The organism is Candidatus Amoebophilus asiaticus 5a2 (assembly GCF_000020565.1).
Lineage (GTDB): Bacteria > Bacteroidota > Bacteroidia > Cytophagales > Amoebophilaceae > Amoebophilus > Amoebophilus asiaticus.
In genome coordinates this window covers 1,348,592-1,367,126 of sequence record NC_010830.1, presented here as the reverse complement: position 1 = coordinate 1,367,126, position 18,535 = coordinate 1,348,592, and the positions used below count along the sequence as shown (strand labels likewise).

Annotated in this window: 15 protein-coding genes and 2 pseudogenes; 6 read left to right on the top strand and 11 right to left on the bottom strand. The window is 34.5% G+C overall.

Annotated features, from left to right (window positions below):
• Positions 1-15: 15 nt before the first annotated feature.
• The 3 genes and pseudogenes from AASI_RS05405 to AASI_RS05390 all read right to left on the bottom strand — a co-directional run.
• Complete coding sequence (locus AASI_RS05405; protein WP_012472753.1) at positions 16-843, bottom strand: IS5-like element ISCaa6 family transposase; 828 nt, start codon at positions 841-843, stop codon at positions 16-18.
• A 35-nt stretch (positions 844-878) separates the two neighbouring features.
• A complete protein-coding gene (locus AASI_RS05400; protein WP_012473162.1) occupies positions 879-1,661 on the bottom strand; it encodes an IS5/IS1182 family transposase in 783 nt (260 codons plus the stop codon).
• 78 nt (positions 1,662-1,739) lie between these two features.
• A pseudogene (locus AASI_RS05390) lies at positions 1,740-2,380 on the bottom strand (IS5-like element ISCaa3 family transposase); the annotation flags it as partial.
• Between the two features lie 70 nt (positions 2,381-2,450).
• On the opposite strand from AASI_RS05390, the pseudogene AASI_RS05385 reads away from it, so the two are divergent.
• The 3 genes and pseudogenes from AASI_RS05385 to AASI_RS05370 form a co-directional block, all read left to right on the top strand.
• Positions 2,451-2,678, top strand: a pseudogene (locus AASI_RS05385) (transposase); the annotation flags it as partial.
• 37 nt (positions 2,679-2,715) lie between these two features.
• Positions 2,716-3,395 (top strand): IS1-like element ISCaa4 family transposase gene (locus AASI_RS08230; RefSeq protein WP_148204900.1). Its coding sequence is split into 2 segments (ribosomal slippage): positions 2,716-3,034 and positions 3,034-3,395, totalling 681 coding nucleotides; the frame shifts between segments, so codons are not numbered across the junction.
• 172 nt (positions 3,396-3,567) lie between these two features.
• Positions 3,568-4,305 carry a hypothetical protein gene (locus tag AASI_RS05370; protein ID WP_012473161.1) on the top strand — a complete coding sequence of 246 codons (738 nt, stop codon included), beginning with the start codon at positions 3,568-3,570 and terminating at the stop codon, positions 4,303-4,305.
• A gap of 203 nt (positions 4,306-4,508) precedes the next feature.
• Here AASI_RS05370 and AASI_RS05365 read toward each other — a convergent pair whose 3' ends face one another.
• On the bottom strand, positions 4,509-5,084 hold the full coding sequence (locus tag AASI_RS05365; RefSeq protein ID WP_012473160.1) for a 1-acyl-sn-glycerol-3-phosphate acyltransferase: 576 nt from the start codon (positions 5,082-5,084) through the stop codon (positions 4,509-4,511).
• A gap of 293 nt (positions 5,085-5,377) precedes the next feature.
• Between AASI_RS05365 and AASI_RS05360 the strand changes: the two genes are divergently transcribed.
• Both AASI_RS05360 and pckA read left to right on the top strand, forming a co-directional pair.
• Entirely contained in the window at positions 5,378-5,983 is a 606-nt protein-coding gene (locus AASI_RS05360) for a bifunctional nuclease family protein (RefSeq protein WP_012473159.1), read from the top strand.
• Between the two features lie 144 nt (positions 5,984-6,127).
• Entirely contained in the window at positions 6,128-7,690 is a 1,563-nt protein-coding gene (gene pckA / locus AASI_RS05355; protein ID WP_012473158.1) for a phosphoenolpyruvate carboxykinase (ATP), read from the top strand.
• Positions 7,691-7,888: 198 nt separating this feature from the next.
• Here pckA and prfB read toward each other — a convergent pair.
• The 3 genes from prfB to AASI_RS05340 form a co-directional block, all read right to left on the bottom strand.
• A protein-coding gene (gene prfB / locus AASI_RS05350) for a peptide chain release factor 2 (RefSeq protein ID WP_148204967.1) occupies positions 7,889-8,969 on the bottom strand; the annotation gives its coding sequence in 2 pieces (ribosomal slippage) (positions 7,889-8,908 and positions 8,910-8,969; 1,080 coding nt in all).
• Positions 8,926-9,549, bottom strand: coding sequence for a hypothetical protein (locus AASI_RS05345; protein ID WP_187146250.1), 624 nt, complete (start codon positions 9,547-9,549; stop codon positions 8,926-8,928). The genes prfB and AASI_RS05345 overlap by 44 nt, the downstream gene beginning before the upstream one ends.
• A 466-nt stretch (positions 9,550-10,015) precedes the next feature.
• Positions 10,016-11,158 (bottom strand): ATP-binding protein, encoded by a 1,143-nt coding sequence (locus tag AASI_RS05340; RefSeq protein ID WP_012473155.1) that lies wholly within the window; start codon positions 11,156-11,158, stop codon positions 10,016-10,018.
• A 411-nt stretch (positions 11,159-11,569) separates the two neighbouring features.
• Here AASI_RS05340 and AASI_RS05335 point away from each other — a divergent pair, with 411 nt between their 5' ends.
• A complete protein-coding gene (locus tag AASI_RS05335; RefSeq protein WP_012473154.1) occupies positions 11,570-11,809 on the top strand; it encodes a PspC domain-containing protein in 240 nt (79 codons plus the stop codon).
• A 20-nt stretch (positions 11,810-11,829) separates the two neighbouring features.
• On the opposite strand, the gene AASI_RS05330 is transcribed toward AASI_RS05335, so the two are convergent.
• The 4 genes from AASI_RS05330 to AASI_RS05315 form a co-directional block, all read right to left on the bottom strand.
• The gene (locus tag AASI_RS05330) at positions 11,830-13,173 is read right to left on the bottom strand and encodes a TrkH family potassium uptake protein (protein ID WP_012473153.1); all 1,344 of its coding nucleotides are present in this window, start codon (positions 13,171-13,173) and stop codon (positions 11,830-11,832) included.
• Positions 13,174-13,222: 49 nt separating this feature from the next.
• Positions 13,223-13,888, bottom strand: coding sequence for a potassium channel family protein (locus AASI_RS05325; protein WP_012473152.1), 666 nt, complete (start codon positions 13,886-13,888; stop codon positions 13,223-13,225).
• A 242-nt stretch (positions 13,889-14,130) separates the two neighbouring features.
• Positions 14,131-16,734, bottom strand: coding sequence for an ATP-dependent chaperone ClpB (clpB, locus tag AASI_RS05320; RefSeq protein WP_012473151.1), 2,604 nt, complete (start codon positions 16,732-16,734; stop codon positions 14,131-14,133).
• Between the two features lie 302 nt (positions 16,735-17,036).
• Positions 17,037-18,494, bottom strand: coding sequence for a sodium:solute symporter family protein (locus AASI_RS05315; protein ID WP_012473150.1), 1,458 nt, complete (start codon positions 18,492-18,494; stop codon positions 17,037-17,039).
• Between the last annotated feature and the right edge of the window lie 41 nt (positions 18,495-18,535).

The following is an 18,535-nucleotide window of genomic DNA, read 5'->3' as shown; positions in this document are numbered from 1 at the left end:
TAGCGACATTATTTGTTAAAAAGCGTACTTGAAGTTTATAAGCCCGGATATAATGTTAAAGCGAAGGTTATATTTTTTCTGAAAATTCCTGTATACCTCTGCCATAATTTTAAATACCTTGATCTCTCTTATCTTATGCTCTACCTTCATGCGTATGGAGGCTAGCTTTCTGTTATGGTCTTTTTGCTCTTTGGTTAATGGCCGCTTACGGCTCTTTTTGTAGGGTATCATTACATTGCTCTGTAGCTTTTGCCAGCCTTGATAACCACTATCTGCCAGCTTTAAGCTTTCTTTAGGTAAGGGTTTTTCTCCTTTACGGATTTTAAAGTCATGCACTCTTCCTTTATGTGATTTGGAGACAGACAGTATTCTCCCATCTTCTCTGATGACTATCTCTGTTTTTATGGTATGTCTCTTTTTCTTGCCTGAATAAGATTTCTTTTGCTTTTTACTAGGTCTTTGCGTAGGCTGTTCACTTACATCTGCTAATATGCGCAATACCTTGTCTGGGGTTAAAGTCCTATCTTTTTTAATGCTAATTTTCTTAGCTAGTAAGGGCTCCATTTTTCTTAGCAAGCGGCATATGTTAGCGTTGTGTAAGTTAAATAAGTAGCCTAGAAATACATGGCTAATATAGGTGCGGTAATATACCAAAACACAGAGCAGTTTATCCTCTAAGGTAGGTAAATGGCTCCGACGTCCATGGCGCAGCTTGCTCGCTTCTAACTTTTCAAAGACAGGCCTTACTTTTTGAACTAATTTATCAAATGTTTCTAGCCTCAATCCAGTTATTCTTCTAAAATTGTATGGGTACTTGCTTATTCTGGTGTAGGTTAAATGCATACTTATTCCTTTTAGTATATAACAAGGATTACATTTTAACCTTTTCTACTCTCTTTATCAACCTCTTTCGCAGTAGGTCTAATCTTAAACACCTTGATCTCTCTTATCTTATGCTCTACCTTCATGCGTATGGAGGATAGCTTTCTGTTATGTTCTTTCTGCTCCTTGGTTAATGGCCGCTTACGGCTCTTTTTATAGGGAATCATGACATTGCTCTGTAGTTTTTGCCAGCCTTGATAGCCACTATCTGCTAGCTTTAAGCTTTCTTTAGGTAAGAGTTTTTCTCCTTTACGGATTTTAAAGTCATGCACTCTTCCTTTATGGGATTTGGATACAGAGAGTATCTTTCCATCTTCTCTTATCACTATCTCTGTTTTTATAGTATGTCGCTTTTTCTTGCCTGAATATGATTTCTTTTGCTTCTTAGTAGGCCTTTGCGTAGGCTGCTCGCTCACATCTGCTAATATGCGCAATACCTTTTCTGAGGTTAAGCTGCGATCTTTTTTAATGCTAATCTTCTTAGCTAGTAATGGCTCCATTTTTCTTAACAAGCGGCATATGTTAGCGTTGTGTAAGTTAAACAAATAGCCTAAAAACACATGTGAGATATAAGTGCGATAATACATGAGTACACAGAGCAATTTATCTTCCAAGGTAGGTAAATGACTCATCCTACCATGGCGCAGCTTGCTCGATTCTAACTCTTCAAAGAGAGGCCTTACTTTTAAAACTAATTGCTCAAAGGTTTCTAGTCTCAAGCCAGTTATTCTTCTAAAGTTATAGGGATGTTTGCTTATCCTCGCGTAGGTTAAATGCATACTTATTCCTTTTATATAATAAGAATTACATCTTAACCCTTTTTATCTTCTTTGTCAATCTTTTTCGCAGCAGTTCTAATGCTTTTTACTGCGTTTTTTAGGCATAAGCGATTTGTCATGTAGCCTCTTTAACCCTTGATAGCCTGTATCTACTATGGCTTGACTATGCTGGCTTATATGTACCTTAGATTCCTTAAACAAGCGAAAGTCATGCCGCTTTCCATTTGAAAAACTACTACATATTATGGCTCGCGTTTGCTTATCGACAACCAGTTGCGTCTTTAGTGTATGTCGTTTCTTTTTACCTGAGTAGTAATATCGCTGCTTTTTTTAGGCCGCTCAATGGGGCTCTCTGTAGCATCTATTAAGATTACTGCATATTCCATATCGCTTTTTAACAATGCTTTACGGCCTGGTAAAGTGAATTGACCACTTTTAATTAATGCCTCTTCAATAAAACGGATGGTATAATAGCAATTACTCTCACTTATTCCATAACTTTTTGAAATATGGAAGTATGTGCGGTATTCTCTTAAATATTCTAAAGTCATTAAAAGCATTTGTTCACAACTCAGTTTATTAGGCCGCCCTACTTTAGCTTTCTTTGTTTGAATGGCTTTCTGTATGATAGCTAACATTTTGGCAAAGGTCTCAGCCTTTACGCCTGTTAAGCGACGGAATTCTTCTGGCTTTAAGGTTTTTAGATGACTGTTTTCCATTAATCTTTCTGTTTTTTTATCCCTAATTTATACATTTATGCTTATTCCTTAGGTTTCAGAAGATCTCTAATTAAAGAAAACTTATCAAATTATACTTTCTGTGCGCAGTGTAGGGCTAGTGACAGCACTTTACTTAATGGTGTATAGCTATAATTTTGAACGATTTGAGAGTGCTAAGAAGTTGGCCTCTTATTGTGGGCTAGCACCTTTTGAATATAGTTCAGGCACAAGTATAAGAGCAAGAACAAAAGTACATCCAATGGCCAACAAGCTATTAAAGAAAAATTTACGGTATTGTTAAATTGGGATAGGATTAGTAAGTTAGAGGAAAAAGTATGAATTGTCCTCGATGTAATAATACTCAAAGCTGTAAAGATGGAATTGTTAGAGGTAGACAGCGCTACCAGTGTAAAAGTTGCCGTTTCCCTTACACAGTTAGTCACAAATCAGATGTTAAACCTGTATCTACTAAGCGAAAAGCGTTGCAATTATACTTAGAAGGATTAGGATTTCGAGCTATAGGCCGTATACTCAACATAAGCTATGGAACAGTCTATCAATGGGTAAAAGCATGTGGAGATCAAGTAAGTTTACCAGAAAGACAAGATCAAGTAGATATAGTCGAGATGGATGAAATACACACATATGTGGGTTCAAAAAAGTCTACTGCTGGATATGGATAGCTGTTGATAGATTGAGCAAGCGTTTTATATCATATGTGTGTGGAGATCGCTCGACACAAACCGGATTGAAGTTATGGGAGCGCGTCAAGGATATAGGCAAGCTGTATTGTAGTGATTATTGGAAAAGCTACCAGCAGTTTATTCCAAAAGATAAACACCGACAAAGCAAATCAGAAACTTATACAGTGGAAGGATATAATAGCTTAATGAGGCACTATTTAGCAAGATTTAAGCGTAAAGGAAAATGCTATAGCAAACAGGTGCACATGATAGAAAAATCGCTCAACCTGCTAATGGCCAAGCTAAATAATCAGCTGCCTATCTTAATTTAACAATACCTATTATTTTATATTAAAGTGCTCTTTTAAACTGATTTTTGCTTCTTAGAATAGCTATTTAGGTATAGCTATTCTATTAGTTACAAAAGAGCCTAATATACCCTCATAAACCGTCTAATAACCTAATAACTTTTCATTTAATACAAATTAATAAATACTTAATTATATGTGTAACAATACTGAAATGGTTGATACAATAACCATAAAAAAGGAAGATACAGACGTTAGAGAATATTTTTTACAAAGAAAGGCTAATCTAAAACAATGTATATATAATGAGGCAATTTTTTATGTAGACATGGGTGAGATAGTCCTATCGCCTCAAGGGAACTTTGACCTTTGGAGCCCTGGTTTTTCAGGTTGTACAGGCGTCGTTATATGCCCCAAAGATAGAAATATTTCAGGTGGTATTATCGGCCATATCAAGCAAGGTGCAGGACCTTCTACTACAGAACATGGAAAAGAAAGTTGGTATAAATATATACTTTCTGGAATTACTACTTGTATAGATATGGTTATTGATAAATGGAAAAATATAGATGTTGTATTGTTTAAAGGTGAGCCATATTTACATGATTTAGACTTAGTAAAAAATATAGAGCTCCATTATCCAAATCAAAATGTTACTATTCATGACTGTAGAATAGAAGAAAGTTGTAAAGACTTTCCCGATCGACCTGAATGTAATTTAAGTGAATTATTTTTCGATACTAAAAATAAGCAATTGTTTATGTACAAAAGCCTTGATGCAAATGCAAAGAATATTTTGTACCAAATAGAAATATTTTCGCGTGAAAATAGTGTAGCCGTAGACTTAGAGGAAAGAATTGATGCTAATGATAGTAGAATATATGGATTAAAAAACCATATGCACTTGGTTATTTTAAAAAATCAACTCCAGTAGCTGGTTAGTATATAATTTATAGATACTAAATAAAGCTCCCAGTTTAATCTCTAACCTGTTAAACTGGGGGTTTATTTCAACCATACTCTAATTTGTGTTTCTCTGCTAAAAAGTTAAGTGGATATTTTTAAAGTCAAGTTTAACAATAAAAAGATTTAGGTAGAGAAATATTTCTATAAAATATTGTATAAAATTTCAATTACTTACCGTACCCCTTGATGTGGATACTTTCCAGTTTTTTCCCTAAAGAATGCTTTAATTTTTTCCATATCCTCTTCTATATTGCCAGTAGGATATATTACAGGGCCTAAACCTGCCTCTTTTTTAGCATAATCTAGATACCCTAAAATAATAGGCACTTGTGCTCTCATAGCTATATGATAAAAGCCGGTTTTCCATCTAGGAGCATATTTACGTGTACCTTCTGGTGCTATGACAAGAATTAATTTTTTACTTTTTTGAAACATTTCTGTCAGCATATCTACTTGCCTTACTTTGCTACCAGTGCTACTTTTTAAGCTTCTATCAATAGGAATAGCACCTATTCGTTTTAAGATTGAGCCTAGCGGGAAAAACATAGCTTCTTTTTTAACAGCAAATTTAGCAGATATGTTTTTAATAAATACTATGCCTATCATTCCATATAAGGCATCCCAATTGCTTGTATGAGGTGCGACCACCATAACCGCTTTATCAAGACCTGGTGGTAAATCACCGACAATTTTCCAGCCAATCCATTTAAAAATGTGAAAAAAAATAGCACCAAGAATTTTTTTCATGCTAATGCTAATTAGAAAAATAGTTAAAGTACTTTTATTATAAGATTAAAATAAAAGTTTAAAGATACCTCTTTTCAATAATTTAAGCGTGCAAACTTATATACTAATTTTTCGTTTTTAATTCCATAGAAAAATAATTTATGCCTTAATTCATAAAATTATTTTACCTTTCACACTTTTTAAAGAAAATATAAAGAGAAATATGTTTAGGGCATTGAAATTGTTTATAACATTCAGCAAATTGCATCTATTTAGCATTAAGCATCTAATATCCATAAACAAATAGCATAATAGTGAAAAAAATAAGATTAGAAATAGTAGGAATCTTTTCAAATCACCCACAAGAAGCAAATTTCACCTTATTACTAGGTGAGATATCAGGGTATCGTAAACTGCCTATTATGATAGGTATTGTAGAGGCACAATCTATTGCTTTAGCACTGGAAGGAAGTATTTTAGAAAGGCCTATCATGCACGACCTCTTTAAAGATACACTCACTAAAATAGGCTATACTGTAGAAGAAGCTACTATTGTTGATTTAAAAGATGAAGTATTCTTTGCTGAACTGCTCCTTGATAATGGAAATCAAACGTTAGTGCTTGATGCAAGACCTTCCGACGCAATTGCCATTAGTTTAAGATTTGGAGCCCCGCTCTTTATCAACGAAGCATTGTTCAGCCAAGTAAGTGGGATATTAATTCCTAAATCCGAATTTGCTGATAAAGGTTTTGAGTTAGCTAGTTCGGATATACAAGCTCCACTTAGTGATACGATTATAACCAACCTTGAGAATTATTCTGTAAAATCACTTAAAGAGTTATTAACATGGGCAATAAAACACGAAGATTACGAACAAGCAGCTTTAATTAGAGACGAACTAAAACGCAGAAACGAATAGATATTAGGCTAGTGTTATATAGTACTTAACTGTATTGTCCTTATATACAAATTTGCCCTAGAATTAAATAGTTATGCTCTTATATAATTATCACAATTATATCATTTAAACAATTATTTTAACCCTTTTTAGAAATTTAAAACTATGCATGTATTAAGTAATCCTAAGCATGTTACTTGGTTAACCCAGATGGGGTTAGACCAAATAGGAGAAGCATATTGGCAATTAGGTGTTCCAGAGCTAGTAGAACACGCTATTCACAATTCAGAAGGCGTACTATCAGCAGAAGGGGCGCTTGTATGTAGTACTGGTAAATTTACAGGTAGATCACCGCAAGACAAGTTTATTGTAGAGGATGAAAAAACGCGAGATACCATTTGGTGGGGGCCTGTTAATAACCCTTTTGATTCCAAACAGTTTGACGCGTTATATGAAAAGGTAACTCAGTTTCTACAAGGCAAACGAGTTTATATTAGAGATGGTTATGCTAGTGCTTTGCCTGAATATAAACTAAATTTACGCACTGTAACTACACAATCTTGGACAAATTTGTTTGTCAATAATCTATTTTTAAGACCCATCGACAAAGAATTGACAAAATTTTCTCCTGACTTTTTAATTTTGCAAGTTCCTGAATTTCAGGCTGATCCTCATGTAGATGGAACTAAAAATGCAAATTTTACCATCATCAATTTTACTAAAAGGGTTATTCTTATTGGTGGTACTGGTTTTGCTGGCGAAATAAAGAAAGCCGTATTTACCGTGTTAAACTATTTATTACCTCAGGAGCACCAAGTTTTACCTATGCATTGCTCTGCTAATGTCGGTACTGATGGTAATACTGCTATTTATTTTGGACTTTCTGGTACAGGGAAAACAACACTTTCTGCAGATCCTAATCGTAAACTAATTGGTGATGATGAGCATGGTTGGTGCGATAAGGGTATCTTTAACTTTGAAGGAGGATGTTATGCTAAGACCATTAATTTGGCAAAGGAAAGCGAGCCTCAAATATTTGATGCTATTAAATTCGGTACCATTGTAGAAAATATGCGCTTTTTCGCTGGTACTCGTACGATTGATTATAAAGATTCCAGTATAACGGAAAACGTAAGATGCGCTTATCCATTAGAATATATTCCCGGTGCTTTAATACCTTCCATAGGCAGCATCCCTAAGCATATATTTTTTCTTTCCTGTGATGCATATGGTGTGTTACCACCTATCTCTCAATTAGATAAAGATCAGGCTATCCATTACTTTCTAAGTGGTTATACTGCAAAAATAGCAGGTACAGAAGCAGGAATAAGTGCTCCCAAAGCTGTATTTTCTGCCTGCTTTGGTGCTCCCTTTCTGCCGTTACATCCAACGAGATATGCTACTATGCTAGCAGATAAATTAGAAAAATATGAGGTTACCGTATGGTTGGTAAATACAGGTTGGATAGGAGGGGGGTATGGGATAGGTAAACGTATTGATCTCAACTATACACGCGCTATGGTTACAGCAGCACTCTCGGGAGAATTAGCAAAAGCAGGATTTGAAAAAGATGCTATATTTAACTTATCTATACCTAATGCATGTCCAGAAGTTCCGACACATATACTTAACCCTAGCAATACTTGGAATAGTGTTAAGGAATATGAATTAGAAGCGCATAAGCTTATGGAAGCTTTTGCAAGCAATTTCGCATTGTATTGTGATTAGAGCAAATATGGGATAGGATAATATAATATAAGTCCTATCCCATAAAAATGGCAATATTTGTAATATGGACACACAACCAAGCAACCTGCAGTTAAGTTACTTATGTATTATATTAACTTACTTTACAATTTATATAAGCATATTTAGTTATGCTTGGATGTTATAATTCCACCAAATTTCTTTATAAAAAACATAGTGCTATGCATAATGCATTAAGTAGGCTTTTATAAACTCATCTATATTACCATTCAAGACGCCTGACGTATCTGATGTTTCAACATCTGTTCTGTTGTCTTTAACTAGTTTGTAAGGATGCAATACATAATTCCTGATTTGAGAACCAAAATCTATCCTTTTTTTAGAACTTTCCATTTTCTCTTTTTCAGCATTCCTTTTATCTAGTTCTAGTTGATAAAGTTTAGATTTTAATATTCTGAGTGCCTTTTCTTTGTTTTGTGCTTGCGAACGTTCTTGCTGACATTCTACAATGATACCAGAGGGAGCATGTTTTAGTCTTACTGCTGTCTCTACTTTATTAACATTTTGCCCACCAGCACCTCCAGCACGAAACGTATCCCAAGTAATATCTGCTGGGTTGATATCTATTTGAATATTATTTTCTACAACAGGATATACATATATGGAAGCAAATGAAGTATGCCTTTTTCCAGCTGCATCAAAAGGAGAGATACGTACAAGTCGGTGAATACCAATTTCTGATTTAAGATATCCATAAGCAAATGTACCTGTTATTTCTAAAGTCGCAGATTTGACCCCTGCTACATCTCCACGTTGGTATGCTAGCTCTTTAACCGTATAATTGTGTTTTTCTCCCCACATAATATACATTCTGGTTAGCATTTCAGCCCAATCTTGGCTTTCTGTACCTCCTGCGCCAGGATTGATCTCTATAATCGCAGAATTTTCGTCTTCCTCATTTTGCAACATTTTTCTTACCTCAAGTGCTTCTAGGCCTGTTAACAAATTCTGATAGGCTTTTTCTACTTCTGTTTCATCCACATCGCCAGCTTCATAAAATAATTGTGTTACTTCCAAATTTTCTAGTAGACTCTCTACATGGTCAAAAGCATCAATCCAAGATTTTGTTATTTTTAAATTGCGTAAGATTACTTCAGCCTGAGAAGTATTTTCCCAAAAATCAGGTGCTAAACTTTTTGCTTCTTGATCTTGCAACAATTTAAGCTTGCTCTCATAGTCAAAGATACCTCCTTAAATCATTTACTCTTGATTTTATGGCTTTCTGATTCTCTAGTTTCATGTGTTTTTTTTGTGAATTTATTAATAGTATTAGTATTATCCTTAGCAATTGAATTATTAGTAGAGGTGTCTGTTTTAAAAAATACCTTATCGTTACTTAATAAATCTTTTTCTTTCTCATTAAATACACGTTGGATAATTGTAAGACTTTTTTGGTCTTTGGAAATAGTAGCTAGCGGATTGGTTGCTTTCCTTATTTCATGCCCAAACGAATATCGGATAATATACCGCATATTTCTGAAAAAGAAACTCAAATCAAAGCTTTTTGTTAAAGAGTCATCATAACCTTGGTAATACTCTACAAGCTTGGCAATACCTTGTGTATGAGTTCTAACAAAAGCTTTTTCATTCATTTTAAAGTACTCTACCCCCGCAGGATCTACATTAATATTTATTTGCCTCATAGCCTTATTTAAGGCTTTTATGTCTTTAAATTCAAAGGTTAACTTAAAATGTAACATGCCTTCATCATGTATATTAGTTACTTTGCTAATACCTGAAATCTTTCCTAATGACTCTCCGGTGGCTAAAAAAGCATCTTGAATCAATAAACTTACAAACTCCATATGGTCTTGTGCCATATACTTGCCTAAAGAGATCAGCCTAGAGGCTCTATCTAAGCTAAAAACAATTTCAAATTTGCCAGAACCATTCTTACGGAAGTGCGCAAATTCATAGAGATCAAAACCAAAATTAAGGGGACTGTTACAACCTGAAAATGAAAATATAAGGTATATGTATATAAAAAGCCTATTGATTTTTTTCTGCATAAAATTTGCCTTGGCTATTAATTAATATGTATGATTAACACTATAGCTGGTATGTTTAAAAGCTTTTCTTGTTATAGCTATATATAATTAAAATAATAATGTAGCTAGTAAATTCTTATACAAATACATTTACTGCCGTTTATATAATTTATATCTTTTTAGCTATTATGGCAATAAATACCTTCCTTTTTACACCTGTATATTTAAAGTTCTATAATACGCCTCATATTTTAATAGAAAATATGAAGATAGGGTTAAACTTATATTCAGTTAACAACTAATTTAATATTTTAGTGGCATGCGTATAAGGTAATAGTTTACATTTTCCTATAAGTTGTTGCTGTTCTCCTGCATAAATAAGGGCGCTGTATGTGCATCGTTCTCCAACCAACTTTTCAAAAAAGTTTAAATTTTTAAGAAAACTTTTATTAAAGGTAGCTGCTGCTTTTATTTCTATGGGAATAAGCTTGCTTCCAGTTTGAAATATCACATCAATTTCATGTCCATGAGCATCGCGAAAATAATATAGTTGAGAGTCTTTGCCCTGATTAAGTCTATATTTTATAAGCTCTAGTATTACTAAATTTTCTACTAAGCTACCTCTTAATGGATCGCGTGCCATTTGCGTTGTATTTTCTATCCCAAGAAGATAACTAGCTAATCCAACATCTGTAAAATAAAGCTTGGGAGATTTAATTAGTCTTTTACCAAAATTTTCATAATAAGGCAGTAAACGAAAGATGATAAAAGAACTTTCTAGTATTGACATCCACTCTTTAATTGTATGAGAGGATACTCCTACATCTCCTCCAATACCTTCCAAGTTCAAAATTTGTCCAATCCTTCCTGCACAAATGTGTACAAAGCGCTGAAACTGGCTAATGTTCTTAATATTAATAAGTTGACGCAAGTCCCTTTCTACATAAGTTTGAAAGTAGCTACGATAAGCCTTAGTAGGGTCAAGATTATCTTTGAAAATTCTTGGATATCCACCTTTTATCAAAGCTTCATCTAAAGATATTTCAATGTTTGCATTGTTCAGCTCTTCCAGGCTCATTGGAAGCAGTTGTAGTAATGCTGTGCGGCCAGCAAGCGATTGAGATACTGCTTGCTGGAGTTCTACCTGATGGCTACCTGTCAAAATATAGAGTCCTTTGCTAGGGTTTTCATCTACAATAACCTGAATATAAGAAAGAAGCTCTGGAGCACGTTGAATTTCATCTAATATAGCCCCATTAGGATATTGATTTAAAAACCCACGTGGGTCAAGTTTTGCTATTTCTCGAATATCTATAGCTTCTAAATTTACATAGGGTTTAGAGGGAAAAGCAAGCTTTACCAAAGTAGTTTTTCCCGACTGACGTGGGCCAAGCAGTGTAACCACTGGATAACTCTTAGCAAGTTCCAGTAGCTCGTTCATCATAAACCTTTTATACATAAAGTTCGGACAATTTGAAGTTCAACTTCAATTTATCCAAAAAATTTATTCAAACAAAGGATTATGCTTATAAAAAATGCTATAAAGAAATGTTATGAAAAAGAATGTAAATATCTTTTTAGATAAATTCTATTAAATTTGAACGAATAGGTACGAACAATTATATATTACATTTTGGGGAATTTTTCTCCATTTACACATTGTAAAGGTTATTAGTAAGAAATAAGCCAAGTTATTCTCAACTTAAACATCTCTTCTTAAAGCTATTTTAATCTTTGGAACGAGGAAAGTTTGGTTAAATTGTATTAATCTTTAAAATATCTTTGCAAAGGTTACAGCTCTATTATTAGTATTAGGACATCTTATTTATAAATTCTTAAAATTTATCTTATAATGGCAATATTAAGTAAGAAATTATATAGAAGTAATAAAGATATCTATATTGCTGGCGTATGCGCAGGCATTGCTGAGTATTTTAAAATAGCTGTTAGCTTCGTCAGAATAATATGGGCATTTACCAGTGTATTGTTTGGCAGTGGGCTTCTTGTTTATATGATAGCGTGGCTGGTTGTTCCTCAAAAGCCTATTAAGAATGACAATAGCTTTAAAGGTAAGACAATTATTATTGAATAATAGTTAATTAAAAGCTTTCTTTATCCGATCAACACTTTGTCTTCTGGATACCTGATACGCCTCTCTACAGCACCTGCAGTAAGTGCAAAAGCAAAGGTCAAGGGGCCAACTTTTCCAATAAACATAGCAGCAATTAACAATATTTTCCCTATGGTTGATAGGGCCGAGGTAACCCCCATAGAAAGCCCAGCGGTTCCAAAGGCAGCGACTACCTCAAATAAAACAGCCATATAGTTATGCTTAGAAGTACCCTCCAAGAATAAGAGAAGCCATGTAATTAACGTAATGCTACTACATGCCAATAAGATAATGGCCACTGAATGCATGGCTACCTGATTATCAATCCTCCTTTTTAATATATTAACGTCTTTATTACCTTTTAATAAGTTAACTATGGTCATAATGGCTACGGCAAAAGTATTTATTTTTATTCCACCGCCTGTGGATCCTGTCCCAGCACCAATAAACATGAGTAGCATGATAAAAAATAGGCTAGGAGGTAATAGGGTAGGAGTAGCAAGAGTACTGAAGCCTGAAGAGCGAGGAGCAATAGCCTGAAACCAGGCTGCACCTATGCGCTTACCCCACGATAGTTGCTCCAGTGTAGCAGGATTATTGATTTCTACACTTAGAATGACTATGAAGCTAACTAAGATTAATATACAAGAGGTTAATAAGATAAGTTTACTATGCAACGATAGTTTTCTCCAGCTACGATTATAGTATATGTCTAGTAGAACAGTAAAACCTATACCGCCTATCATAGATAAGGTAGTAATACATATATTTACTAACGGAGCCCCTAAATAAGCTTGGAGGCTATTAGGATATAAAGACATCCCACTATTATTGAACGCTGAAATAGCATGAAAGATAGCCTGATAAGTAGCTGTTTTCCAACCTAAGGTAGATGACCAACATAGCATCAAGATAAAAGCAAAAAAAGCTTCTAATATAAAGGTGATAAGGATAATATGCATGGCTAATTTTACTATGCCTTGTGTTGAAAAGGATTTGGTAGCTTCTTGAAGGAGTAAACGGTCTTTTAATGTGATTCTTTTTCCTAGCAAGAGAGAAAACATAACACCAAACATCATAAACCCTAATCCGCCTAGCTGTATTAATAGCAGAATAATAAGTTGTCCAAAAACAGAGAAATTAGTACCAATATCTATTACGGTTAGTCCTGTTAAAGACACTGCGGAAGTGGCTGTGAACAGTGCATTTATCCAGCCAATACTTGTTTGAGTGGCAGATGAGATGGGCAGAAAGAGTAAGGTAGTTCCACTTAATATTACAATAGAAAAGCCTATAATGAGGACTTGCTGAGGTGTCATAGAATGATTTTTAAGGCCTAATTGCATGCTTAATTCTTATCTCCAAGCTATTTATGTGGGATGTATTTTTTAACCTCTATGAGCACAAATCATCTTCTAATAGGCTAATAGCCTTATATGTACCTATAACAACGAGCAGATCCCCTTCTTGAATGATATCGCGTCCTTGGGGTGAAATATTAATAGCTCGTACTCCGTTCTTTTTTATAGCAATAACAGTACAACCATACTTTGCTCGAATCTCTAGTTCTTCTAGACTTTTTCCAATCATCTTTGCAGAAGCAGATATTTCTACAAGGCTATATTCTGAAGATAGCTCAATAAAATCAATTACATTACTAGAAACAATATGATGTGCTACACGAATACCCATATCACGCTCTGGGTGCACAATACGGTCGGCTCCTATCTTTTCTAATACTTTACTATGATAATCATTGTTTGCTTTGGCAGTTATTTTGGTAACTCCTAGTCCCTTTAACAATAATGTTGTTAGAATACTTGCTAAAATATCACTTCCTATAGCTACGATCGCTTCATCAAAATTAGATACGCCTACTTCTCTAAGTGCATTTTCATCAGTACTATCTAGTTGTATGGCCTGAGTAGCCATCCCACTTGCCCGATTTACTTTTTCTTCTTCGCAGTCAATCACCATTACTTCGTGCCCAAGTTTCATAAGAGTTTGGGTAATACTTGTACCAAATCTACCAAGCCCAATAACAATAAAAGACTTTTTCATAAGTTAAATTTTTAAGTCTACATGCTAGCTCTAAATACTAGCTTATAGATATGAATGTTTTTTTGAGCATAAATATAAGATGTTTACTTTTAGAAGATTGAAAGCTTACGATTGATATGTTATTTTATTTTTAGACTATGCTTAGCAAAACCAATCCTTCTAAAAGTAAAATGAGTTAGGTAATATAAGCATTCCCAATAGACACCATAAAATAATTTCATGGTGTCTATCACCTACTATTCCTATTTGACAACATTTAAAAATTGAATCTGTTGATCGGCTGATAGTGTTACTTTTATAGGTTTGGATCTATCTATAATATTAGCTAAAAGCGCTTTAGAAAGCTCATTAAGAATACTGTGTTGCAATAGTCTTTTCAAAGGCCTAGCTCCAAATTGGGGGTTATAACCTTCCTTAGCTAAGTAATCTATCAGTTGAGAATCTGTTAGGATCAAGTCAATTCCATTTTGTTTAAGCTGCGCTCGAAGCTGATGTAGCTGAATTTCTACTACTTGCTTGATGATATTTTGAGAAAGAGGCTTAAACATAATAATTTCATCTATCCTGTTTAAAAACTCCGGACGCATAGTCTTGCTAAGAAGTTCAAATACTTGGTTCTTAGTTGTTTCAGTAACTTTATCTAAATTAGCGTCTGTAACACCTGTAAGGTTTTCTTGAATGATATGAGACCCTAGATTGGTCGTCATGATAATAATAGTATTTTTGAAGTTAGCTATACGCCCTTTATTATCTGTAAGTCTACCATCATCTAGTACTTGCAATAAGATGTTAAATACATCTAAATGAGCTTTTTCTATTTCATCAAGTAATACAACTGAATACGGCCTACGTCGTACTGCTTCTGTAAGTTGTCCTCCTTCTTCATAACCTACATAGCCTGGAGGGGCGCCTATCAATCGGCTTACAGCATGCCTCTCTTGATATTCTGACATATCAATACGTACCATAGCATGCTCATCATTAAAGAGGAATTCTGCTAAAGCTTTTGCTAACTCTGTTTTACCAACTCCTGTAGTACCCAAGAAGATAAAAGAGCCAATAGGACGCTTAGGATCTTGTAAGCCTGCTCTACTTCTACGTACAGCATTAGCAATAGCGCCGATAGCTTCTTCTTGGCCTGCTACTCGTTTGCCAAGTTCTTGTTCTAGGTGAAGTAGTTTTTCTCGCTCGCTCTGTAACATTTTAGATACAGGTATGCCTGTCCATTTTGCTACTACTTCTGCAATATCTTCTTGATCTACTTCTTCTTTTAATAATGGAGTATTATGTTTAAGTTTTTCAGCTTCGTCTTGCAGCGTTTTTAGTTTTTTTTCTGCTTCTAAAAGTTTACCATATCTGATCTCTGCCACTTTACCATAATCAAACTCTCGTTCAGCTTTTTCCGCTTGTAGTTTGAGTTGTTCTATTTTTTCTTTCTGGTTAGTAATATTCTTGATAACACTCTTCTCGTTTTCCCATTTAGCTTTTAGTATATCCCTGTTTTCAACAAGCTCTGCAATGTTTTTGCTGATTTCTGTTTCTTTTGCTTTATCATTTTCCCTGCGAATGGCTTCTCGCTCAATCTCTAACTGCATAATCTTACGCTGCAATTCATCCAATTCTGAAGGCATGGAATCCATTTCTATACGTAGTTTAGCAGCAGCTTCGTCTACAAGATCAATTGCTTTATCAGGGAGAAAGCGATCGGTTAAATAGCGGTAGGAGAGTTGTACAGCTGCTATAACAGCATCATCCTTAATTCTAACACCATGATGTAATTCATACTTATCTTTTATACCCCGCAGAATAGAGACAGCATCTTCAGGACTAGGCTCATCAACCATTACTGTTTGGAATCTTCTTTCTAATGCTTTATCTTTTTCTATATATTTCTGATATTCTTTAAGGGTAGTAGCGCCAATTGCATGTAGTTCCCCTCTAGCTAATGCGGGTTTAAGTAGGTTAGCAGCATCCATAGCTCCCTCGCCACCACCAGCACCAATCAGCGTATGTATCTCATCTATAAATAGGATAATCTCACCTTCTGCATCGGTTACTTCCTTAATAACTGCTTTAAGCCGCTCTTCAAACTCTCCTTTGTATTTAGCGCCGGCTACTAATAACCCCATATCTAATGATACAATGGTTTTAGAACGAATACTTTCTGGTACATCTCTATCTACAATACGCTGAGCCAATCCTTCTACAATAGCCGTTTTACCAACTCCAGGCTCGCCTAGTAAGATAGGGTTGTTTTTAGTTCTTCTAGAAATGATTTGTAAGACCCTTCTTATTTCTTCATCTCTACCAATAACAGGATCTATCTTGCCAGCTTTGGCTAGGTTATTTAAATTTTTAGAATATCGCTCCAATGATCTGTATTTTGCTTCGGCATTTGGCTCTGTTACCCTAGCATTGCCACGTAATTCTTGAATAGCTTGGATTAAAGGCTTCTCTGCCATACCTACTTCTTGTAATAAATTAGCTATTTTGCCTTGGATAGTAACTAAGCCTAACATCAAATGTTCTACTGCGACAAACTCATCTTTAAATGTTTTAAGGTAGGAAGCAGCCTTATTAAGAATGGCCTGGGTATCATTAGTAATATAAGGTTGTGTACCTGAAGCTTTAGGATAATTTTCAAGGATTGCTTGTAGCTTTGTTGACAACTGTTGCCGGTTAACTTGCAGTTTCTTTAGCAAGAAACTAATATTTTGCTCATCAGCCCGCAGAATAGCTTGTAATAAATGGCCTGGTTCTATACCTAATTGTTGGTGCTCTTCAGCTATTTGTACAGCAGTCTGAATGACTTCTTGTGCTTTGATGGTGTAATTATTTAGATTCATGATGTGCCTTTCTTAAGGTTTATATATCTAAATTTTGACTCAAATGCGACTAACAAGCACTTAGTGAAATTGTGGCTTGTTATCTATCTACGTATAGATATATATATTAAAAGTTTAAATTAAGAAAACCAATAGTAATATTTATATACTTAAGATTTTATAATTTATTAGTCTAGCGGACTTCTGCTAAGGTAAAATAGTTCAAAGTAAATATCTAGCAACAATACATATTATCAACAAGCTATAATAAATGAAGGTTTGCTAATTTAATACCTATTCTTAAATTAGCAAACCTGAATTATTTAAGATAAAACAACAGTACCACGTTTTACAGTTACAAATCCTTTATTCTGAATATAATGAGTAGCAAAAAATGTGATACTGTTGACTGCAATAACCATAGGCATAAACCACAAATCAGGCAAAAATAACCTACCTATAAAAAAAGCAATAAAAGTAGCGATCATAGAAACAAAAAACGATTTAGCATCTGTTTTAAGGCCCATAATACCGGCCAAAAGAGGAATGGTAAACACGACAGCAACAAAATCTCTCAGTATATTTATTCCTTTTCCTAAATCCATAGTTCCATATTGCACACGAGGCAGTATATCGTAAATTAATGCTACTCCTAAAGATATTACTCCAAGAAAAAATGTTGCGTACTGGCTTGTCCTTAAAACATTAACCTCATATTTCTTTGCTAATAAAGGTTGTACTACATCATAAGCTATTAAAATACCTGCACTATGCAAGAAAGAATCTGCTGTAGACATAACAGCAGCCAATAAGCCTATACTAATGATCCCCTTTATACCCACAGGAAAATAAGCCTCAACCAAGTATATAAAGACTCTGCTTCCTTGCTTAGGCATATTGACATCTCCTATTGTTTTCAATGCTATAGCAGCTAAACCAATCAAAGTAAGAGACATATAGAAGATTGTTAAGTAAGACATTCCTATATATTGACTCTTGGCAAGCTGCCTTTTATCCTTAGCCATGAGCATACGCTGGATGAATGGGAAGCTGACTAAATAGGAAGGGAATGCCCCCCATAAACAATAAACTAGATAATTCTTGAAGTTAGGGTTCTGAAAGATTTTAAAAGTATTTGTTGGAACTTTATTGAATATATTATCTATACCTCCTATTTTATGAATTAGTACATTAACTGCTAAAGTTACTAACATAGTAATAGAGATAAATTGTAATATATCGGTAATAGTTATTGACTTCATACCACCCCTGGCAGAATAGATAATTAAAAAAGCGCCTCCTAATAGCATACCCCACTGATTGGGAACATTAATAAGCTCTCCGATGTATCCCATCCAGATAATTTGCAGTATAACAAAAGCCAAGCAATAAAGGACACCTAAAAAGCCTATCCAGGTCCGGGCCATACCACCATATAGTTTTCCCATAACCTCTGCTAATGTTAAGCACCCCTCGAAATATAAAATTTTAGGGGATATATAGTGTGCAATAAACAAGAAACCAATTATAGCCCTGCAAAAAATTATCGGAATTACAGGCAAAATTCCATCATCATATATATATCCTATATAGCCTATAGATTGTGAACCTGTAATAAAGGTAGCTAGCATAGTTATTGTTAATATACCAGTCCCATATGCTCTATTCGCAATTGCATATTCTTTAATAGTCTTAACATTTTTTCCTGCCCATAAACCTAGTAGTAAAATCAGCAACAAAAAAGCATATACGATTATAGCATCTACATTAAAGTAATTCATAACTAAATCCTTTGGAATATAAACTTTGTAAGATTTATAAC

What these genes read in the sequence shown, in the direction of transcription:
- AASI_RS05405 (WP_012472753.1), bottom strand. Translation starts at nt 843, where the DNA reads ATGCATTTAACCTACACCAGAATAAGCAAGTACCCATACAATTTTAGA.
- AASI_RS05400 (WP_012473162.1), bottom strand. Translation starts at nt 1,661, where the DNA reads ATGCATTTAACCTACGCGAGGATAAGCAAACATCCCTATAACTTTAGA.
- AASI_RS05370 (WP_012473161.1), top strand. Translation starts at nt 3,568, where the DNA reads ATGTGTAACAATACTGAAATGGTTGATACAATAACCATAAAAAAGGAA.
- AASI_RS05365 (WP_012473160.1), bottom strand. Translation starts at nt 5,084, where the DNA reads ATGAAAAAAATTCTTGGTGCTATTTTTTTTCACATTTTTAAATGGATT.
- pckA (WP_012473158.1), top strand. Translation starts at nt 6,128, where the DNA reads ATGCATGTATTAAGTAATCCTAAGCATGTTACTTGGTTAACCCAGATG.
- AASI_RS05345 (WP_187146250.1), bottom strand. Translation starts at nt 9,549, where the DNA reads ATGGCACAAGACCATATGGAGTTTGTAAGTTTATTGATTCAAGATGCT.
- AASI_RS05340 (WP_012473155.1), bottom strand. Translation starts at nt 11,158, where the DNA reads ATGAACGAGCTACTGGAACTTGCTAAGAGTTATCCAGTGGTTACACTG.
- AASI_RS05335 (WP_012473154.1), top strand. Translation starts at nt 11,570, where the DNA reads ATGGCAATATTAAGTAAGAAATTATATAGAAGTAATAAAGATATCTAT.
- AASI_RS05330 (WP_012473153.1), bottom strand. Translation starts at nt 13,173, where the DNA reads ATGCAATTAGGCCTTAAAAATCATTCTATGACACCTCAGCAAGTCCTC.
- AASI_RS05325 (WP_012473152.1), bottom strand. Translation starts at nt 13,888, where the DNA reads ATGAAAAAGTCTTTTATTGTTATTGGGCTTGGTAGATTTGGTACAAGT.
- clpB (WP_012473151.1), bottom strand. Translation starts at nt 16,734, where the DNA reads ATGAATCTAAATAATTACACCATCAAAGCACAAGAAGTCATTCAGACT.
- AASI_RS05315 (WP_012473150.1), bottom strand. Translation starts at nt 18,494, where the DNA reads ATGAATTACTTTAATGTAGATGCTATAATCGTATATGCTTTTTTGTTG.